Origin of the sequence: Clavibacter sp. CT19 (genome assembly GCF_027858075.1) — a bacterium.
GTDB classification, from domain to species: Bacteria; Actinomycetota; Actinomycetes; order Actinomycetales; family Microbacteriaceae; genus Clavibacter; species Clavibacter tessellarius_A.
On the sequence record NZ_JAQHYR010000009.1, the window covers coordinates 126,568 to 141,612 of the forward strand.

At 70.4% G+C, this 15,045-nt stretch carries 13 protein-coding genes; 3 read left to right on the forward strand and 10 right to left on the reverse strand.

Going from position 1 to position 15,045, the window contains the following annotated elements:
* Window positions 1-8 precede the first annotated feature (8 nt).
* Genes zwf through pgl form a run of 3 tightly spaced genes read left to right on the forward strand, consistent with a single transcriptional unit; the run spans window position 9 to window position 3,312 of the window.
* The gene (gene zwf, locus PED38_RS12215) at window positions 9-1,550 is read left to right on the forward strand and encodes a glucose-6-phosphate dehydrogenase (RefSeq protein WP_063071793.1); all 1,542 of its coding nucleotides are present in this window, start codon (window positions 9-11) and stop codon (window positions 1,548-1,550) included.
* Window positions 1,547-2,545, forward strand: coding sequence for a glucose-6-phosphate dehydrogenase assembly protein OpcA (locus tag PED38_RS12220; protein ID WP_063071792.1), 999 nt, complete (start codon window positions 1,547-1,549; stop codon window positions 2,543-2,545). The genes zwf and PED38_RS12220 overlap by 4 nt, the downstream gene beginning before the upstream one ends.
* Entirely contained in the window at window positions 2,542-3,312 is a 771-nt protein-coding gene (gene pgl, locus PED38_RS12225) for a 6-phosphogluconolactonase (protein WP_063071791.1), read from the forward strand. The genes PED38_RS12220 and pgl overlap by 4 nt, the downstream gene beginning before the upstream one ends.
* A gap of 159 nt (window positions 3,313-3,471) precedes the next feature.
* Here the strand turns inward: pgl and PED38_RS12230 are convergent, their stop codons facing one another.
* The 10 genes from PED38_RS12230 to uvrA all read right to left on the reverse strand — a co-directional run bounded on the left by PED38_RS12230 (window position 3,472) and on the right by uvrA (window position 15,015).
* Complete coding sequence (locus PED38_RS12230) at window positions 3,472-3,840, reverse strand: RNA polymerase-binding protein RbpA (protein ID WP_053774592.1); 369 nt, start codon at window positions 3,838-3,840, stop codon at window positions 3,472-3,474.
* A gap of 11 nt (window positions 3,841-3,851) precedes the next feature.
* Window positions 3,852-4,103, reverse strand: a complete 252-nt coding sequence (gene secG / locus PED38_RS12235; RefSeq protein WP_012038429.1) for a preprotein translocase subunit SecG — start codon at window positions 4,101-4,103, stop codon at window positions 3,852-3,854.
* 139 nt (window positions 4,104-4,242) lie between these two features.
* Complete coding sequence (gene tpiA / locus PED38_RS12240) at window positions 4,243-5,046, reverse strand: triose-phosphate isomerase (RefSeq protein ID WP_063071790.1); 804 nt, start codon at window positions 5,044-5,046, stop codon at window positions 4,243-4,245.
* Window positions 5,037-6,251, reverse strand: a complete 1,215-nt coding sequence (locus PED38_RS12245; protein WP_063071789.1) for a phosphoglycerate kinase — start codon at window positions 6,249-6,251, stop codon at window positions 5,037-5,039. Before PED38_RS12245 ends, tpiA begins: the two co-directional genes overlap by 10 nt.
* Before the next feature lie 6 nt (window positions 6,252-6,257).
* Window positions 6,258-7,265: a type I glyceraldehyde-3-phosphate dehydrogenase gene (gene gap / locus PED38_RS12250; protein WP_063071788.1), complete on the reverse strand. Its 1,008-nt coding sequence runs from the start codon at window positions 7,263-7,265 to the stop codon at window positions 6,258-6,260.
* Window positions 7,266-7,389: 124 nt separating this feature from the next.
* Window positions 7,390-8,016: a superoxide dismutase gene (locus tag PED38_RS12255; RefSeq protein ID WP_063071787.1), complete on the reverse strand. Its 627-nt coding sequence runs from the start codon at window positions 8,014-8,016 to the stop codon at window positions 7,390-7,392.
* Window positions 8,017-8,205: 189 nt separating this feature from the next.
* Window positions 8,206-9,186 carry a DNA-binding protein WhiA gene (gene whiA / locus PED38_RS12260; RefSeq protein WP_063071786.1) on the reverse strand — a complete coding sequence of 327 codons (981 nt, stop codon included), beginning with the start codon at window positions 9,184-9,186 and terminating at the stop codon, window positions 8,206-8,208.
* A 29-nt stretch (window positions 9,187-9,215) separates the two neighbouring features.
* Window positions 9,216-10,091, reverse strand: coding sequence for an RNase adapter RapZ (rapZ, locus tag PED38_RS12265; protein WP_063071785.1), 876 nt, complete (start codon window positions 10,089-10,091; stop codon window positions 9,216-9,218).
* Window positions 10,092-10,165: 74 nt separating this feature from the next.
* A complete protein-coding gene (gene uvrC / locus PED38_RS12270) occupies window positions 10,166-12,094 on the reverse strand; it encodes an excinuclease ABC subunit UvrC (RefSeq protein ID WP_270981485.1) in 1,929 nt (642 codons plus the stop codon).
* Window positions 12,094-15,015: an excinuclease ABC subunit UvrA gene (gene uvrA / locus PED38_RS12275; protein WP_063071783.1), complete on the reverse strand. Its 2,922-nt coding sequence runs from the start codon at window positions 15,013-15,015 to the stop codon at window positions 12,094-12,096. Before uvrA ends, uvrC begins: the two co-directional genes overlap by 1 nt.
* Window positions 15,016-15,045: the final 30 nt, after the last annotated feature.

Sequence of the window (15,045 nt, forward strand, 5' to 3'; positions counted from 1 at the left end):
GGAGTTACATGTCGCCGGTGGATATCACCCCGGAATTCAATCCCCTGCGGATCCCGTCAGACCGACGGCTGAACCGCATCGCGGGGCCCAGCAGCCTCATCATCTTCGGCGTGACGGGTGACCTGTCGCGCAAGAAGCTGATGCCGGCCGTCTACGACCTCGCCAACCGGGGGCTCCTGCCCCCCGGCTTCGCGCTCATCGGCTTCGCCCGGAGGGACTGGGAGGACCAGGACTTCGAGCAGGTCGTGTACGAGGCCGTCAAGCAGTACTCGCGCACCAAGTTCGACGAGGACGTCTGGCGCCAGCTGGCCCAGGGCATCCGATTCGTGCAGGGCACCTTCGACGACGACGAGGCGTTCCAGACGCTGAAGGACATCACGGAGGAGCTCGACCGCGAGCGGGGCACGATGGGGAACCACGCGTTCTACCTGTCGATCCCGCCGAAGTCCTTCCCGCTGGTCACCGAGCAGCTCCGCCGCTCGGGACTCGCGGAGCAGAAGGAGGGCCACTGGCGCCGCGTCGTCATCGAGAAGCCCTTCGGCAGCGACCTCAAGACGGCCCGCGAGCTCAACGCGGTCGTCGAGACGGTCTTCCCGCCGGACTCGGTGTTCCGCATCGACCACTACCTGGGCAAGGAGACGGTCCAGAACATCCTGGCGCTGCGCTTCGCCAACCAGCTCTACGAGCCCCTGTGGAACGCGAACTACGTCGACCACGTGCAGATCACCATGGCCGAGGACATCGGCGTGGGCGGTCGTGCCGGGTACTACGACGGCATCGGCGCGGCGCGCGACGTGATCCAGAACCACCTCCTGCAGCTCCTCGCCCTCACGGCCATGGAGGAGCCCGTCGCGTTCGACGCGTCGAGCCTCCGGGACGAGAAGGAGAAGGTGCTGTCGGCGGTGCGCCTGCCGAAGGACCTCTCCACCGCCACCGCCCGCGGGCAGTACGCCGGCGGATGGCAGGGCGGCGAGGAGGTCGTGGGCTTCCTCGACGAGGACGGCATGGACCCCGAGTCCCTGACCGAGACCTACGCGGCCATGCGGCTCGACATCAACACCCGACGCTGGGCCGGCGTGCCGTTCTACCTTCGGGCGGGCAAGCGCCTCGGCCGCCGCGTGACGGAGATCGCGGTCGTGTTCAAGCGCGCGCCGCAGAACCTCTTCGCGGAGGACCAGACCTCGGCGCTCGGGCAGAACGCCCTCGTCATCCGGGTGCAGCCCGACGAGGGAGTCACCATCCGCTTCGGCTCCAAGGTGCCGGGCGCGGGGATGCAGGTGCGCGACGTCACCATGGACTTCGGCTACGGCCACGCCTTCACGGAGGCGAGCCCGGAGGCGTACGAGAGGCTCATCCTCGATGTGCTGCTCGGCGACCCGCCGCTCTTCCCCCGCCACCAGGAGGTCGAGCTGAGCTGGAAGATCCTGGACCCCATCGAAGAATTCTGGCGCACGCAGGGCCAGCCCGAGCAGTACCGTCCGGGCACCTGGGGGCCGGCCTCGGCCGACGAGCTCCTCGCCCGCGACGGACGGACCTGGAGGCGGCCATGAGAGTCGATCTGCCGAACACCACCACCGCCAAGATCTCGAAGGCGCTCGTCAAGATCCGCGAGGAGGGCGGCGCGGTCGCCCTCGGCCGCGTCCTGACGCTCGTCATCTCGACGTCGCACGGCAGCGAGGAGGAGGCCATCGAGGCGGCCAACGACGCGTCGCGCGAGCACCCGATGCGCGTCATCGTGATCTCCACCGAGCGCGGCACGCAGACGGCGACGACGGCCGAGTCGGCTCGCGTCGACGCGGAGATCCGCGTGGGCGGCGACGCCGGCGCGAGCGAGGTCGTCGTGCTCCGCGTGTACGGCGCGGCCGCCGAGGACGAGGAGAGCCTGGTCACCGGTCTCCTCCTCCCCGACGCGCCCGTCGTGGCGTGGTGGCCGCACGACGCGCCCGCGGTCGTCAGCCAGTCGCCGCTCGGCCGCATCGCGCAGCGCCGCATCACGGACTCGTCCACGAGCAGCAACCCGCGCGTGGCCCTGCAGCACCTGGCCGAGACGTACGCGCCGGGCGACACGGACTTCGCCTGGACGCGTCTCACCCTGTGGCGGGCGCTGCTCGCCGCGGTTCTCGACCAGCCGCCGTACGAGCCCGTCACGCAGGTGGAGGTGTCCGGCGCCGCCGACTCCCCCTCCACCGTGCTGCTGGCCGCGTGGCTGGGCCTGCAGCTGCAGGTCCCGGTGCTGCACGAGGTCACGACCCGGGCCACGGGCTCGAGCGGGATCCACGGCGTGCGGCTCCACCGCGCGTCCGGCGTGATCGACCTCGACCGGCCCATCGCGAACGTGGCGACGCTCAAGCAGCCGAACCAGCCGACGCACGATGTGAGCCTCCCGCGCCGCAGCCTCCGGGACTGCCTGGCCGAGGAGCTCCGGCGCCTCGACCCCGACTCGCTCTACGGCGACGTGATCCGTCACGGCCTCGAGCGGTCGACCGCGGGCCAGGGGTACATCACCGCGTCCACCACCGCACGGAAGGACTCGGCCGACCGATGACGAACGACCGCAGGGTGCTCGTGCACCCCGACAAGAAGGCCATGACCGGCTCCGTCGCCGCGCGCTTCCTCACGAAGCTCGTCGACATCCTGGATGAGGAGGAGACGGCCAACGTCGTCCTCACCGGGGGGACGGTGGGCCCGAGCATCCTCGCGGCCGTGAACGAGTCCGCGGCGCGCGACAGCGTCGACTGGACCCGCGTCCACTTCTGGTTCGGCGACGAGCGCTGGCTCCCGCAGGGCGACCCCGAGCGCAACGACACCACGGTGCGCGAGGCCCTGCTCGACCACATCGACCTGCCCGCCGAGAACGTCCACGCCATGGGCGCGAGCGACCAGGGCTCGAGCCTGGACGAGGCCGTCGCGGCGTACACGGAGGAGCTCGCCGAGCACGCGAACGGCGAGACGACCCTCCCCCGCTTCGACATCACCTTCCTGGGTGTCGGGCCGGACGGTCACGTCGCGTCGCTGTTCCCGGACAGCGAGGGCATCCGCACGATGGACGCCGCGGTCATCGGCGTGCGCAACTCCCCGAAGCCGCCGGCCGAGCGCATCTCCCTCACGCTGCCGGTGCTCAACTCGTCGCTCCGGATCTGGATGGTGCTCGCGGGTCCGGACAAGGCGTTCGCGCTGGGTCTCGCCCTCGCGGGAGCCGACCGCACCGAGGTGCCCGTCGCCGGCATCAAGGGCCGCAAGCGGACGGTGTTCTTCATCGACCGCGAGGCCGCTGCGGACGTGCCGGAGAACCTCCGGCTGTCGTCCTACTGACGACGGCAGCCGGTGCGAGCCGGACGATGCCGTGACGGGCGGGTCTCCTCGTGAGGCCCGCCCGTCGTCGTCCACCCGGCCGCCCGCCGCACACGCGGAACGGAGAACGCCCCCGTCCGATGGACGGGGGCGTTCATCGTGATGACGCGGTGCGGTGGGCTACTTGGTGGCCTTCACGGTGCCGCGGCGGGCGCGGAGCTGCTCCAGCGCCTCCTCGAGGAGCTGGCTCGCCTCCTCCTCGCTGCGACGCTCCTTCACGTAGGCGAGGTGCGTCTTGTAGGGCTCGAGCTTGGCGACCGACGGCGGGTTGGCCTTGTCGCGCCCGGCCGGCAGACCCGACTGCGGGGAGTCGATGGTCTCGGGGATCTCCTCCTCGGGCAGGTTCGCCGCGAAGTGGCGGACGGTCTCGTTGCCGAGGGCGTCCCAGTACGAGATCGAGATGCGCTCCGCGTGGAAGCCGCGGTCCTGCTCGCCCATGGGGCCCGCGCCGACGCGCGAACCGCGGATGGCGCTTCCTCCTGATGCCATGTGGCTGCTCCCTACAATCCGGTGTCGAACTTGGTGATCAGCCCGAGGACCACGATGCACGTGACCCAGACGAGGCCGAGGATGACCGTGATGCGGTTCAGATTCCGCTCGGCCACGCCCGACGAGCCGAGGCTCGACGTGGTGCCGCCCCCGAACATGTCGGAGAGACCGCCGCCCCGCCCCTTGTGCAGCAGGATGAGCATGGTCAGCAGGAGGCTGGTGATTCCCAGAACCACCTGCAGGACTACCTGGAGGATTTCCACGTGCGGCCTTTCGGGTGCGGTGCTGTGGCCGATTCGACCGGTGAACGGCCGATGGGCCGCTGTCGATTATAGCGGGCGCCTGGATGCGGCGAGCCGCCCGCGCCCGGATGGACGCGAACGGCTCGTGGACACCCGCGGATCAGACCCCGACGTGGGAGCGGAACCGCGCGATGGCGGAGAACTCCTGGACGTCGAGGCTGGCGCCGCCGACGAGCGCGCCGTCGACGTCGGGCTCGCGGAGGAATCCCGCGATGTTGCCGGACTTGACCGAGCCGCCGTAGAGGATCCGCGTCACCGCGGCCGCCTCGTCGCCGAGAAGCTCGGCGACGACGGCCCGGAGGGGCGCCGCCACCTGCTGCGCCTGCTCGGGCGTGGCCGCCTTGCCGGATCCGATGGCCCAGACGGGCTCGTAGGCGATGACCACGTCGGCGCCCTTCGGGAGACCCTGGAGCGCGACGCGCAGCTGGGCCACGGGGACGGCGCTCGCGCCGTGCTCCTCGAGGTCCGCCGCGGTCTCGCCCACGCAGATCACCGGGACGATGCCGTGCTGCACGGCGGCCGCCGACTTCGCGGCCACCTGCTCGTCGGTCTCGCCGTGCAGCGTGCGCCGCTCGGAGTGGCCGACGATGACGTACCGGCAGGCGAGCTGCGCCAGGAACGACGCGGAGATCTCACCCGTGTACGCGCCCGACGCACGCGCGGACACGTCCTGCGCGCCGTAGGCGATCTCGAGCTTGTCCGCCGTCACCAGCGTCTGCACGCTGCGGATGTCGGTGAAGGGCGGGAACACCGCCACCTCCGCGTCCGTCGAGTCGTGCTTGGCGTCCTTGAGGCTCCAGGCGAGCTTCTGCACGAACGCGATGGCCTGGAGATGATCCAGGTTCATCTTCCAGTTGCCCGCGATGAGGGGCGTGCGCCCCTGCGGGCGATCGGTCACTGCCATCCGAGGACCTCCAGTCCCGGCAGGCGCTTCCCCTCGAGGAACTCGAGGCTCGCGCCGCCTCCGGTCGAGATGTGACCGAAGCGGTCATCATCGAATCCGAGCGCGCGGACGGCTGCGGCGCTGTCGCCGCCGCCGACCACGGAGAGCCCCTCGACGCGAGTGAGCGCGTCGGCGACCGTCTTCGTGCCGGCCGCGAACGGCTCCAGCTCGAAGACGCCCATGGGGCCGTTCCAGAACACCGTCGTGGAACCGCGGATGATGCCCGCGAACGCGTCGGCGGTCTCGGGCCCGATGTCGAGCCCCAGCCCCTTCGCTCCCGCGGGCGTCTCCTCGATCGCGTCGGCACGCGTGACCTGGTGGGCGGCATCGGCGGAGAACCCGTCGGCGACGACGACGTCGGTGGGGAGCACGATCTTCACGCCGCGCTCCTCCGCTTCGGCCAGGTAGCCCTTGACGGTCTCGACCTGGTCCTCCTCGAGGAGGCTCGCGCCCACCTCGTGGCCCTGCGCCTTGAGGAACGTGAACAGCATCCCGCCGCCGATGAGCAGCGAGTCGACGCGCGGCAGCAGGTGGCCGATCACGCCGAGCTTGTCGGACACCTTGGATCCGCCGAGGACGACCGTGTAGGGCCGCTCCGGGTTCTCCGTCAGGCGGTCGAGGACCTCGAGCTCGCTCGCGATGAGCGAGCCGGCGGCGCTGGGGAGCGCCGAGGCGAGCTCGAACACGCTGGCCTGCTTGCGGTGCACGACGCCGAAGCCGTCGGACACGAACGCGTCCCCGAGCTGGGCGATCGACTCCGCGAAGCCGCGGCGCACGGCCTCGTCCTTGCTGGTCTCCTCCGCGTGGAAGCGGAGGTTCTCGAGCACGACGACGTCGCCGTCGCCGAGCGCGTCGACGGCCGCACGGGCCGAGTCGCCCACGGTGTCGGTCGCGAATGCCACGTCGGCGCCCAGCAGCTCGCCGAGGCGGGCCGCTACGGGACGGAGGCTGTACTTCTCGTCGGGCGTGCCGTCGGGGCGGCCGAGGTGCGAGATGACGACGACGCGGGCCCCGGCCTCGCGGAGACCCGTGAGGGTCCCCAGCGAGGCGCGGATGCGCCCGTCGTCACCGATCACGCCGTCCTTCAGGGGGACGTTGAGGTCGCAGCGCACGATGACGCGGCGTCCCCGGAGATCCCCCAGGGAGTCGATGGTGCGGAGTGCCACGGCCGGTTACAGGCGGTCGGCGACGTACTCGGTGAGGTCGACGAGGCGGTTGGAGTAGCCCCACTCGTTGTCGTACCACGACGCGACCTTGACCTGGTTGCCGATGACCTTCGTGAGGCCGGCGTCGAAGATCGAGGAGTGCGGGTCGTTGACGATGTCGCTCGAGACGATCGGGTCCTCGGTGTACTTGAGGATGCCCTTGAGGGGGCCCTCGGCGGCGGCCTTGTACGCCGCGTTGACCTGCTCGACCGTGACGTTCGCCGTGGTCTCGATGGTGAGGTCGGTGATCGAGCCGGTGGGCACGGGCACGCGGAGCGCGTAGCCGTCGAGCTTGCCGACGAGCTCCGGGATGACGAGGCCGAGCGCCTTGGCGGCACCCGTCGACGTGGGGATGATGTTGACGGCGGCGGCGCGGGCGCGGCGCAGGTCGCTGTGCGGGCCGTCCTGCAGGTTCTGGTCGGCCGTGTAGGCGTGGACCGTCGTCATGAGGCCGCGCTCGATGCCGAACTCGTCGAGGAAGACCTTGGCGAGGGGCGCGAGGCAGTTCGTGGTGCAGGACGCGTTGGAGATCACGTCGTGGGTGGCGGGGTCGTAGGTGCCCTCGTTGACGCCGAGGACCAGGGTCGCGACGTTGTCGCCCGTGGCGGGCGCGGAGACGAGGACCTTCTTGGCGCCGGCGGTGATGTGCTTGCGCGCGTCCTCCGCCTTGGTGAAGCGGCCCGTGGACTCGATGACGATCTCGACGCCCAGCTCGCCCCAGGGGAGGTTCGCGGGGTCGCGCTCCTCGAGGACGCGGATGGCCTTGCCGTTGACGACGATGTTGTCGCCGTCGAGCTCGACCGTGGCGTCGAGGCGGCCGGTGATGGAGTCGTACTTGAGCAGGTGCGCGAGCGCCTTGTTGTCGGTGAGGTCGTTCACCGCGACGATCTCGATGTCGCTGCCCTTGGCCAGCGCTGCGCGGAAGTAGTTGCGGCCGATGCGGCCGAAGCCGTTGATGCCGATCTTGACGGTCACGAGTTCTCCTGGGGTTCTGCGCGCGCGGAGGCGGCGGGTGGGTGGTGGAGGTCCGGGGCGGGAGTCCCGGCGTGCGATGTCCGCGGGCGGCCGGGGTCTCCCGGCCGGCCTCCCGCGGATGCGGCTACGAGAGGAGGAAGAGGCCCTGCGTCTTCGTGCGGGTCGCCTCGAAGCGCGCCTGCACGTCGGCCCAGTTGACGATGTTCCAGAACGCCTTGACGTAGTCGGCCTTGACGTTGACGTAGTCGAGGTAGAAGGCGTGCTCCCACATGTCCAGCAGCAGGATGGGGACGGTCGCCGCGGCGAGGTTGCCCTGGTGGTCGTAGAGCTGCTCGATGATGAGCTTCTCGCCGAGGGAGTCCCACGCGAGGATGCTCCAGCCCGAGCCCTGGATGCCGAGGGCCGACGCGGTGAAGTGCGCCTGGAACTTCTCGTACGAGCCGAAGAACTCGTCGATGGCGGCGGCCAGCTCGCCGGTGGGCTTGTCGCCGCCGTCCGGGCTGAGGTTGTTCCAGAAGACCGTGTGGTTGACGTGGCCCGCGAGGTTGAACGCGAGGTCCTTCTGCAGCTTGTTGACGAAGGTCAGGTCGCCGGCGTCGCGCGCCTCCTGCAGCTTGACGAGGGCGGTGTTCGCGCCGTCGACGTACGTCTTGTGGTGCTTGTCGTGGTGCAGCTCCATGATGCGGCCGCTGATGCTCGGCTCGAGGGCCGAGTAGTCGTACGGGAGGTCGACGAGAGTGTAGTCAGCCATAGGTGTATCTCCTCTTCATTGCCCGGGGGCTCCCGGCCACAGGCCGGGGGTGGGTGACGGGTCGAGTCTAGTCCGGCGGCCCTCCGCGCCACCTGGCCGGATGACGTCCGGCGTCCGGCGGATCACCGCGGCCCGGTGCGGGCTCGGCACGGCGCAGGCGCCCCGGATCGGAGGGGTCGCGGCAGCGGCTCAGACGTCGTCGAGGTCGGCCGGCAGGTTCGCGTCGGTGCCCGGGAGGCCCTCGTCGACGGCCTTCTTGTCGGCCATGGCGAGCAGGCGGCGGATGCGGCCCGCGACGGCGTCCTTCGTCATGGGCGGGTCGGCGTGGTGGCCGAGCTCGTCGAGGCTGGAGTCGCGGAACCGGAGGCGGAGGTCGCCCGCGTACTTGAGGTGCTCCGGGATGTCCGGGCCGAGGATCTCCATGGCCCGCTCGACACGCGCGCACGCGGCGACGGCGGCCTGGGCGGAGCGGCGGAGGTTCGCGTCGTCGAAGTTGACGAGCCGGTTCGCGGTGGCGCGGACCTCGCGGCGCTGGCGCATCTCCTCCCAGTTGAGGACGGTGCCCTGGGCGCCCATGACGCGCAGCATCTGCCCGATGGCGTCGCCGTCGCGGATCACGACGCGGTGCACGCCGCGGACCTCGCGGGCCTTGGCGCTGACGTCGAGGCGGCCGGCGGCGCCGACGAGCGCCATGGCGGCCTCGTTGCCCGGGCAGGTGACCTCGAGGGCGGCCGATCGCCCCGGATCCGTGAGGGTGCCTGCGGCGAGGAACGCGCCTCGCCAGACGGCCGCGATCTCCTCGCGCGAGCCCGTGGTGAGGCGGTTCGGGAGGCCGCGGATCGGGCGACGGCGGGCGTCGAGCAGGCCCGTCTGGCGGGCGAGCGTCTCGCCGCCCTCCATCACGCGGACCAGGTAGTGCGTGGCGCGGCGCATGCCGGAGGCCGGGACCACCGAGATGTCGCTGCGCACTCCGTACAGCTCCGCGAGGTCCTTGCGGACGCGGCGGGCCAGCATGGGGGTGTCGAGCTCTGACTCCACCGCGATGCGGTTGGAGATGAGGTGGAGCCCGCCGGAGAAGCGCAGGATGGTGGCCAGCTCGGCGGCCCTCACCGTGGTCTTGCTGACCTCGACGCGTGACAGTTCTTCCTTGACGTCCGAGGTCAGAGGCAAATGCTTACTCCCTTGATGAGATGGGTGCCCTACTCCCGGCCGAGGTCGCGGTGCTTCGTGCTGACAGCGACGCCGGGAAGGGCGCGGAGGAGGCTGGAGAGCTCCTCGGCGACGGCCACCGAGCGGTGCTTGCCGCCGGTACAGCCGATAGCGATCGTAGCGTGTCTCTTGTTCTCGCGCTGGTACCCCGCGAGCACCGGGGAGAGCGCGCGGGCGTAGGCCCGGACGAACTCCTCAGCCCCCTCCTGGCCCAGCACGTACTCGCTGACGGCCTTGTCACGACCCGTCAGCGGGCGGAGCTCCGGGGTCCAGAACGGGTTCGGCAGGAATCGCATGTCGGCCACCATGTCGGCGTCCGCCGGGGTCCCGTACTTGAAGCCGAAGCTCATGACGGTGACGCGCACGCCGGCGTCGTCCGCGCCGCTGAACTGCTCGGTGATGGCCGTGGCCAACTGGTGGATGTTGAGCTCGGAGGTGTCGATGACGAGGTCGCTGGCCTCGCGGATCTCGATCATGCGCGCGCGCTCGGCCGCGATGCCGTCGAGCAGCGTGCCGTTGCCCTGGAGCGGATGCGGTCGGCGCACCTGCTCGAAGCGCCGCACGAGCGCCGCGTCGGTCGCCTCGAGGAAGAGGACCCGGAGCCGGGGACCCGTGCCGAACGTCTGGAGGATGTCGCGCAGCTCGGAGAAGAAGTCGCCGCCGCGGACGTCGACCACCGCGGCGATCTTGGGGAGGGACGTTCCCGCACGGCCGGCGAGCTCGACGAGCGGCTTGAGCATCTGCGGCGGGAGGTTGTCGACCACGTACCAGCCGAGGTCCTCCAGCGCGTTGCCGACGGTGGAGCGGCCCGCGCCGGACATGCCCGTGACGATCATGACGTCCTGCTGGGGGTTCTCCACGCTCATGCGGGCTTGCACCTCTCGTCGCGCTGTCGGTGGATCCAGTCTAGGTGCGACCCACGACCCCGGGTCGGGCCCGGTCAGGAGCGGAGGCGCTCGTAGACGGCCTGGGCGAGCGTCGGTCCGATGGTGCGGACCGCGGCGATCTCCTCCACCTCGGCCTGCTTGAGCTTCGCGACCGAGCCGAACTGCTGGAGCAGGCGCTGCACGCGCGACGGCCCGAGTCCCGGGATCTCGTTGAGCACCGACGTGATGTCGCGCTTCCGTCGGGCGCGCTGGTGCGTGATCGCGAACCGGTGCGCCTCGTCGCGGATGCGCTGGATGAGGAAGAGGGCGTCGCTGTTGCGCGGCAGGATGATGGGGTAGTCGGAGTCCGGCAGCCAGATCTCCTCGAGGCGCTTCGCGATTCCCGCGAGCTGGATCCCCGTGACGCCCGACTCCTCGAGCGCCCGCTGGGCGGCGGCGACCTGCGGCTGCCCGCCGTCGACGATGAGCAGGTTCGGGCTGTAGGAGAACTTGTTGACCGGGGGCGCCTCGCCGAGCTCGGGCGGAGCGGCATCCGCCGGCACCTCCGCCTCCTTGCCGAGGTAGGCGAGGCGGCGCGTGATGACCTGGTGGATGGACTCGGTGTCGTCCGTGGAGTCGGCGATGTTGAAGCGGCGGTACTGGTCCTTGCGCGGCAGGCCGTCCTCGAAGACCACCATGGACGCGACGATGTTCGTGCCGCTCAGGTGCGAGACGTCGTAGCACTCCATGCGCAGCGGCGCGTCGGGCATGCCGAGCGCCTCCTGGATGTCGGCCAGCGCCTTCGAGCGCGTGGTGAAGTCGGAGCTGCGGCGCGTCTTGTAGAGCATGAGCGCGTTCTGCGCGTTGGTCGCCGCCGTCTGCGCGAGCGCGGCCTTGTCCCCGCGCTGGGCGACCCGGAGGTCGACCTGCCACGAGCTCGGGCGCCCCCGGCGGACGGTGCCGTCGTCCTCCCCCGCCGCCCGTCGCTGGCTCAGCCAGAGCTCGAGCTCGGCGGCGTCGGCCGGCAGCTCCGGGACGAGGACCTCGCGCGGCGGATGGGCCTCGTCCTCGTAGGCGTTGTGGAGCACGGTCTCGACGAGCTCCCCGATGCCGATGTCGAGCTCCTTGTCGACCACCCACGTGCGCGTGCCCCGGATGCGTCCGCCGCGCACCATGAACTGCTGGACCGCCGCGGCCAGCTCGTCCGCGGCGATGCCGAAGACGTCCGCGTCGACACGGTCGTCGAACACGACCGCGGTCTTCGAGAGCGCGGCCTCGAGGGCGCCGATGTCGTCGCGGTGGCGGGCGGCGGCCTCGTAGTCCATCTCCGCGGCGGCGTCCTTCATCCGCTGGGTGAGCTGGCCCACGTACTTCGAGTCGTTGCCCGCCATGAAGCTCACGAAGTCGTCCGCGATCTCGCGGTGCTCCTCCTCCGAGACGCGGCCGACGCAGGGCGCCGCGCAGCGGCCGATGTCGCCCAGCAGGCACGGGCGGTTGGTCTGGCGGGCGCGCTTGAAGGTGCTCTCGGAGCAGGACCGCACGGGGAAGACCTTGAGCATGTGATCGACCGTCTCCCGGATGGCCCACACCTTCGTATACGGCCCGAAGTACTTGGCGCCGCGGATCTTCCGGTTGCGGGTGACCATGACCCGCGGGTACTCCTCGCCCAGCGTGACCGCCAGGTACGGGTACGACTTGTCGTCCCGGAACTTGACGTTGAAGGGCGGGTCGAACTCCTTGATCCACGTGAACTCGAGCTGCAGAGCCTCGAACTCGCTGCCGACCACGGTCCACTCCACCCCGGCCGCGGACGTGACCATGCGACGGGTGCGCTCGTGCAGGCTCTCGAGCGGCGCGAAGTAGTTGGCGAGGCGGGCCCGGAGGTTGTTCGCCTTGCCCACGTAGAGCACGCGGTCCGCGGCGTCGCGGAAGCGGTACACGCCCGGCGACGTGGGGATCTCCCCCGCCGCCGGACGGTACCCGACGGTGTCGGCGCGGGCCATCAGACGGCCGCGCGCTCCTCGCGCGCACGCGACGACGCGACCGCGGAGGCCTCCGCCTCGGCCTCGAATACCTCGCGGAGGAACCCGCCGGTGTAGCTCTCCGGCACCGTGGCGAGGTGCTCGGGGGTCCCCGTCGCCAGGACAGTGCCGCCGCCCGCGCCGCCCTCGGGGCCCATGTCGATGAGCCAGTCGGCGGACTTGATGACGTCGAGGTTGTGCTCGATGACGATGACGGTGTTGCCCTTGTCGACCAGGCCGTTGAGCACGAGCAGGAGCTTGCGCACGTCCTCGAAGTGGAGCCCCGTGGTCGGCTCGTCGAGCACGTAGACGCTGCGCCCGTTCGACCGTCGCTGCAGCTCCGTCGACAGCTTGACGCGCTGCGCCTCGCCGCCGGAGAGGGTCGTGGCGCTCTGCCCGAGACGCACGTAGCCGAGGCCCACGTCGACGAGCGTCTTCATGAAGCGGTGGATGGCCTGAATCGGCTCGAAGAACTCCGCCGCCTCGCTGATGGACATGTCGAGCACCTCCGCGATGCTCTTGCCCTTGTAGTGCACGCTCAGGGTGTCGCGGTTGTAGCGCGCTCCCCCGCACACCTCGCACGCCACGTACACGTCGGGCAGGAAGTTCATCTCGATCTTGATGGTGCCGTCGCCGGAGCACGCCTCGCAGCGCCCGCCCTTGACGTTGAAGCTGAAGCGGCCGGGCAGGTAGCCGCGCGCCTTGGCCTCGGTGGTCTCGGCGAACAGGGTGCGGATCCGGTCGAACACGCCCGTGTAGGTGGCCGGGTTCGAGCGCGGGGTGCGGCCGATGGGGTTCTGGTCGACGTGGACGACCTTGTCGAGGTTCTCGAGACCCGTGACGCGGGCGTGCTTGCCCGGGACCTTGCGCGCGCCGTTGAGCTCGTTGGCGAGCACGCGGTACAGGATGTCGTTCACGAGCGACGACTTGCCCGATCCGCTGACGCCCGTGACGGCCGTGAGCGTGCCGAGCGGGAACGCCGCCGTGACGTTCTGCAGGTTGTTGGCGCGGGCGCCCACCACCTGGATCTGCCTCTTCCTGTCGATCTTGCGGCGCTTCGCCGGCGTCGCGATGGCTCGACGGCCCGCGAGGTAGTCGCCCGTGAGCGACTCGCGGTTCTCGATGAGACCCGCGTAGGAGCCGGAGTGGACGACCTTGCCGCCGTTGACGCCCGCGCCCGGTCCGATGTCGACGATCCAGTCGGCCGTGCGGATGGTGTCCTCGTCGTGCTCGACGACGATGAGCGTGTTGCCGAGATCGCGCAGCTTCACGAGCGTCTCGATGAGCCGGCGGTTGTCGCGCTGGTGCAGCCCGATGGAGGGCTCGTCGAGCACGTAGAGCACGCCCGTGAGACCGGAGCCGATCTGCGTGGCCAGGCGGATGCGCTGCGCCTCGCCGCCCGAGAGCGACGCCGCGGCGCGCGCCAGGTTGAGGTAGTTGAGACCCACCTCGATGAGGAAGTCGAGCCGCACTCGGATCTCGCGCAGCACCTGCGCGGCGATGTGCGCCTCGCGATCGGTGAGCTCGAGCTGCGCCATGAAGGTCTGCGCGTCGGAGAGGCTCATCTCCGCGACGTCCGCGATGTTCGCGCCGTGCACGAGCACCGCGAGCACCTCGGGCTTCAGGCGCTTGCCGTCGCACACCGGGCACGGGATCTCGCGCAGGTACTCGCCCCAGCGGGCGCGCTGGTTGTCGGTCTCGGCCTGGGCGAACTGGCGCTCGATGTAGGGCATGACGCCCTCGAAGCCGGAGGAGTAGGTCATCTCGCGGCCGTAGCGGTTCTTCCACTTGACCTGGACCTCGAAGTCGTTGCCGCGGAGGACCGCCTCGCGGACCTCCTCCGACAGCTTCCGCCAGGGCGTGGTGAGCGAGAACTTCAGATCGCGCGCGAGGCCCGCGAGCAGCTTCTCGTAGTACTGGAAGAGGCCCTTGCCCTGCGTGGTCCACGGCAGGATGACCCCGTCGGCGATACTCAGCGACTCGTCGCCGATGAGCAGCTCCTGGTCGACCGACATGCGCGTGCCGAGGCCCGAGCACTCGGGGCAGGCGCCGAACGGGGCGTTGAAGGAGAACGTGCGCGGCTCGATCTCGGTGAGCTGGATCGGGTGGTTGTTCGGGCAGGACAGCTTCTCCGAGTACGTCTGGAGGCCGGCGGGGCCCTCGACGTCGACGAAGTCGATCATCACGATGCCGTCGGTGAGGCGGAGCGCGGTCTCGAGCGAGTCGGTGAGGCGCCCGAGGATGTCGTCGCTCGCGACGAGCCGGTCGACCACGACCGAGATGTCGTGCTTGTACTGCTTCTTGAGCTTGGGCGGCGAGCTGAGCTGGATGAGCTCCCCGTCGACGATGGCGCGCGAGTAGCCGCCCGAGGCGAGCTCGGCGAAGAGGTCGACGAACTCCCCCTTCTTCTGCGACACGATGGGGCTGACGATCTGGTACCTGGTGCCGGTCTCCAGCTCCATGAGCTGGTCGGCGATCTGCTGCACCGTCTGCCGCGAGATGCGCTCCCCGCACACGGGGCAGTGGGCGACGCCGATGCGGGCCCAGAGGAGGCGCATGTAGTCGAAGATCTCGGTGATGGTGCCGACCGTGGACCGCGGGTTGCGGTTCGTGGACTTCTGGTCGATGGAGACCGCGGGGCTCAGCCCCTCGATGAAGTCGACGTCCGGGCGGTCGACCTGCCCGAGGAACTGACGCGCGTACGCCGACAGCGACTCGACGTAACGGCGCTGCCCCTCGGCGAAGATCGTGTCGAACGCGAGGGACGACTTGCCGGACCCGGACAGGCCCGTGAAGACGACGAGCGAGTCGCGCGGGATGTCGAGGTCGACGTCGCGGAGGTTGTGGACGCGAGCGCCGCGGACGCTCAGGAGGGACGAGGACTCGACGGGGGAGATGGACACCCGTCCATCGTATGCGTCGCCACCGACACC

Bases quoted from the DNA above. Each gene is read 5' to 3' on its own strand.
- PED38_RS12220 (WP_063071792.1), top strand. From the start codon at position 1,547: ATGAGAGTCGATCTGCCGAACACCACCACCGCCAAGATCTCGAAGGCG.
- zwf (WP_063071793.1), top strand. From the start codon at position 9: ATGTCGCCGGTGGATATCACCCCGGAATTCAATCCCCTGCGGATCCCG.
- tpiA (WP_063071790.1), bottom strand. From the start codon at position 5,046: ATGGCAGTGACCGATCGCCCGCAGGGGCGCACGCCCCTCATCGCGGGC.
- PED38_RS12230 (WP_053774592.1), bottom strand. From the start codon at position 3,840: ATGGCATCAGGAGGAAGCGCCATCCGCGGTTCGCGCGTCGGCGCGGGC.
- rapZ (WP_063071785.1), bottom strand. From the start codon at position 10,091: ATGAGCGTGGAGAACCCCCAGCAGGACGTCATGATCGTCACGGGCATG.
- uvrC (WP_270981485.1), bottom strand. From the start codon at position 12,094: ATGGCCCGCGCCGACACCGTCGGGTACCGTCCGGCGGCGGGGGAGATC.
- PED38_RS12255 (WP_063071787.1), bottom strand. From the start codon at position 8,016: ATGGCTGACTACACTCTCGTCGACCTCCCGTACGACTACTCGGCCCTC.
- pgl (WP_063071791.1), top strand. From the start codon at position 2,542: ATGACGAACGACCGCAGGGTGCTCGTGCACCCCGACAAGAAGGCCATG.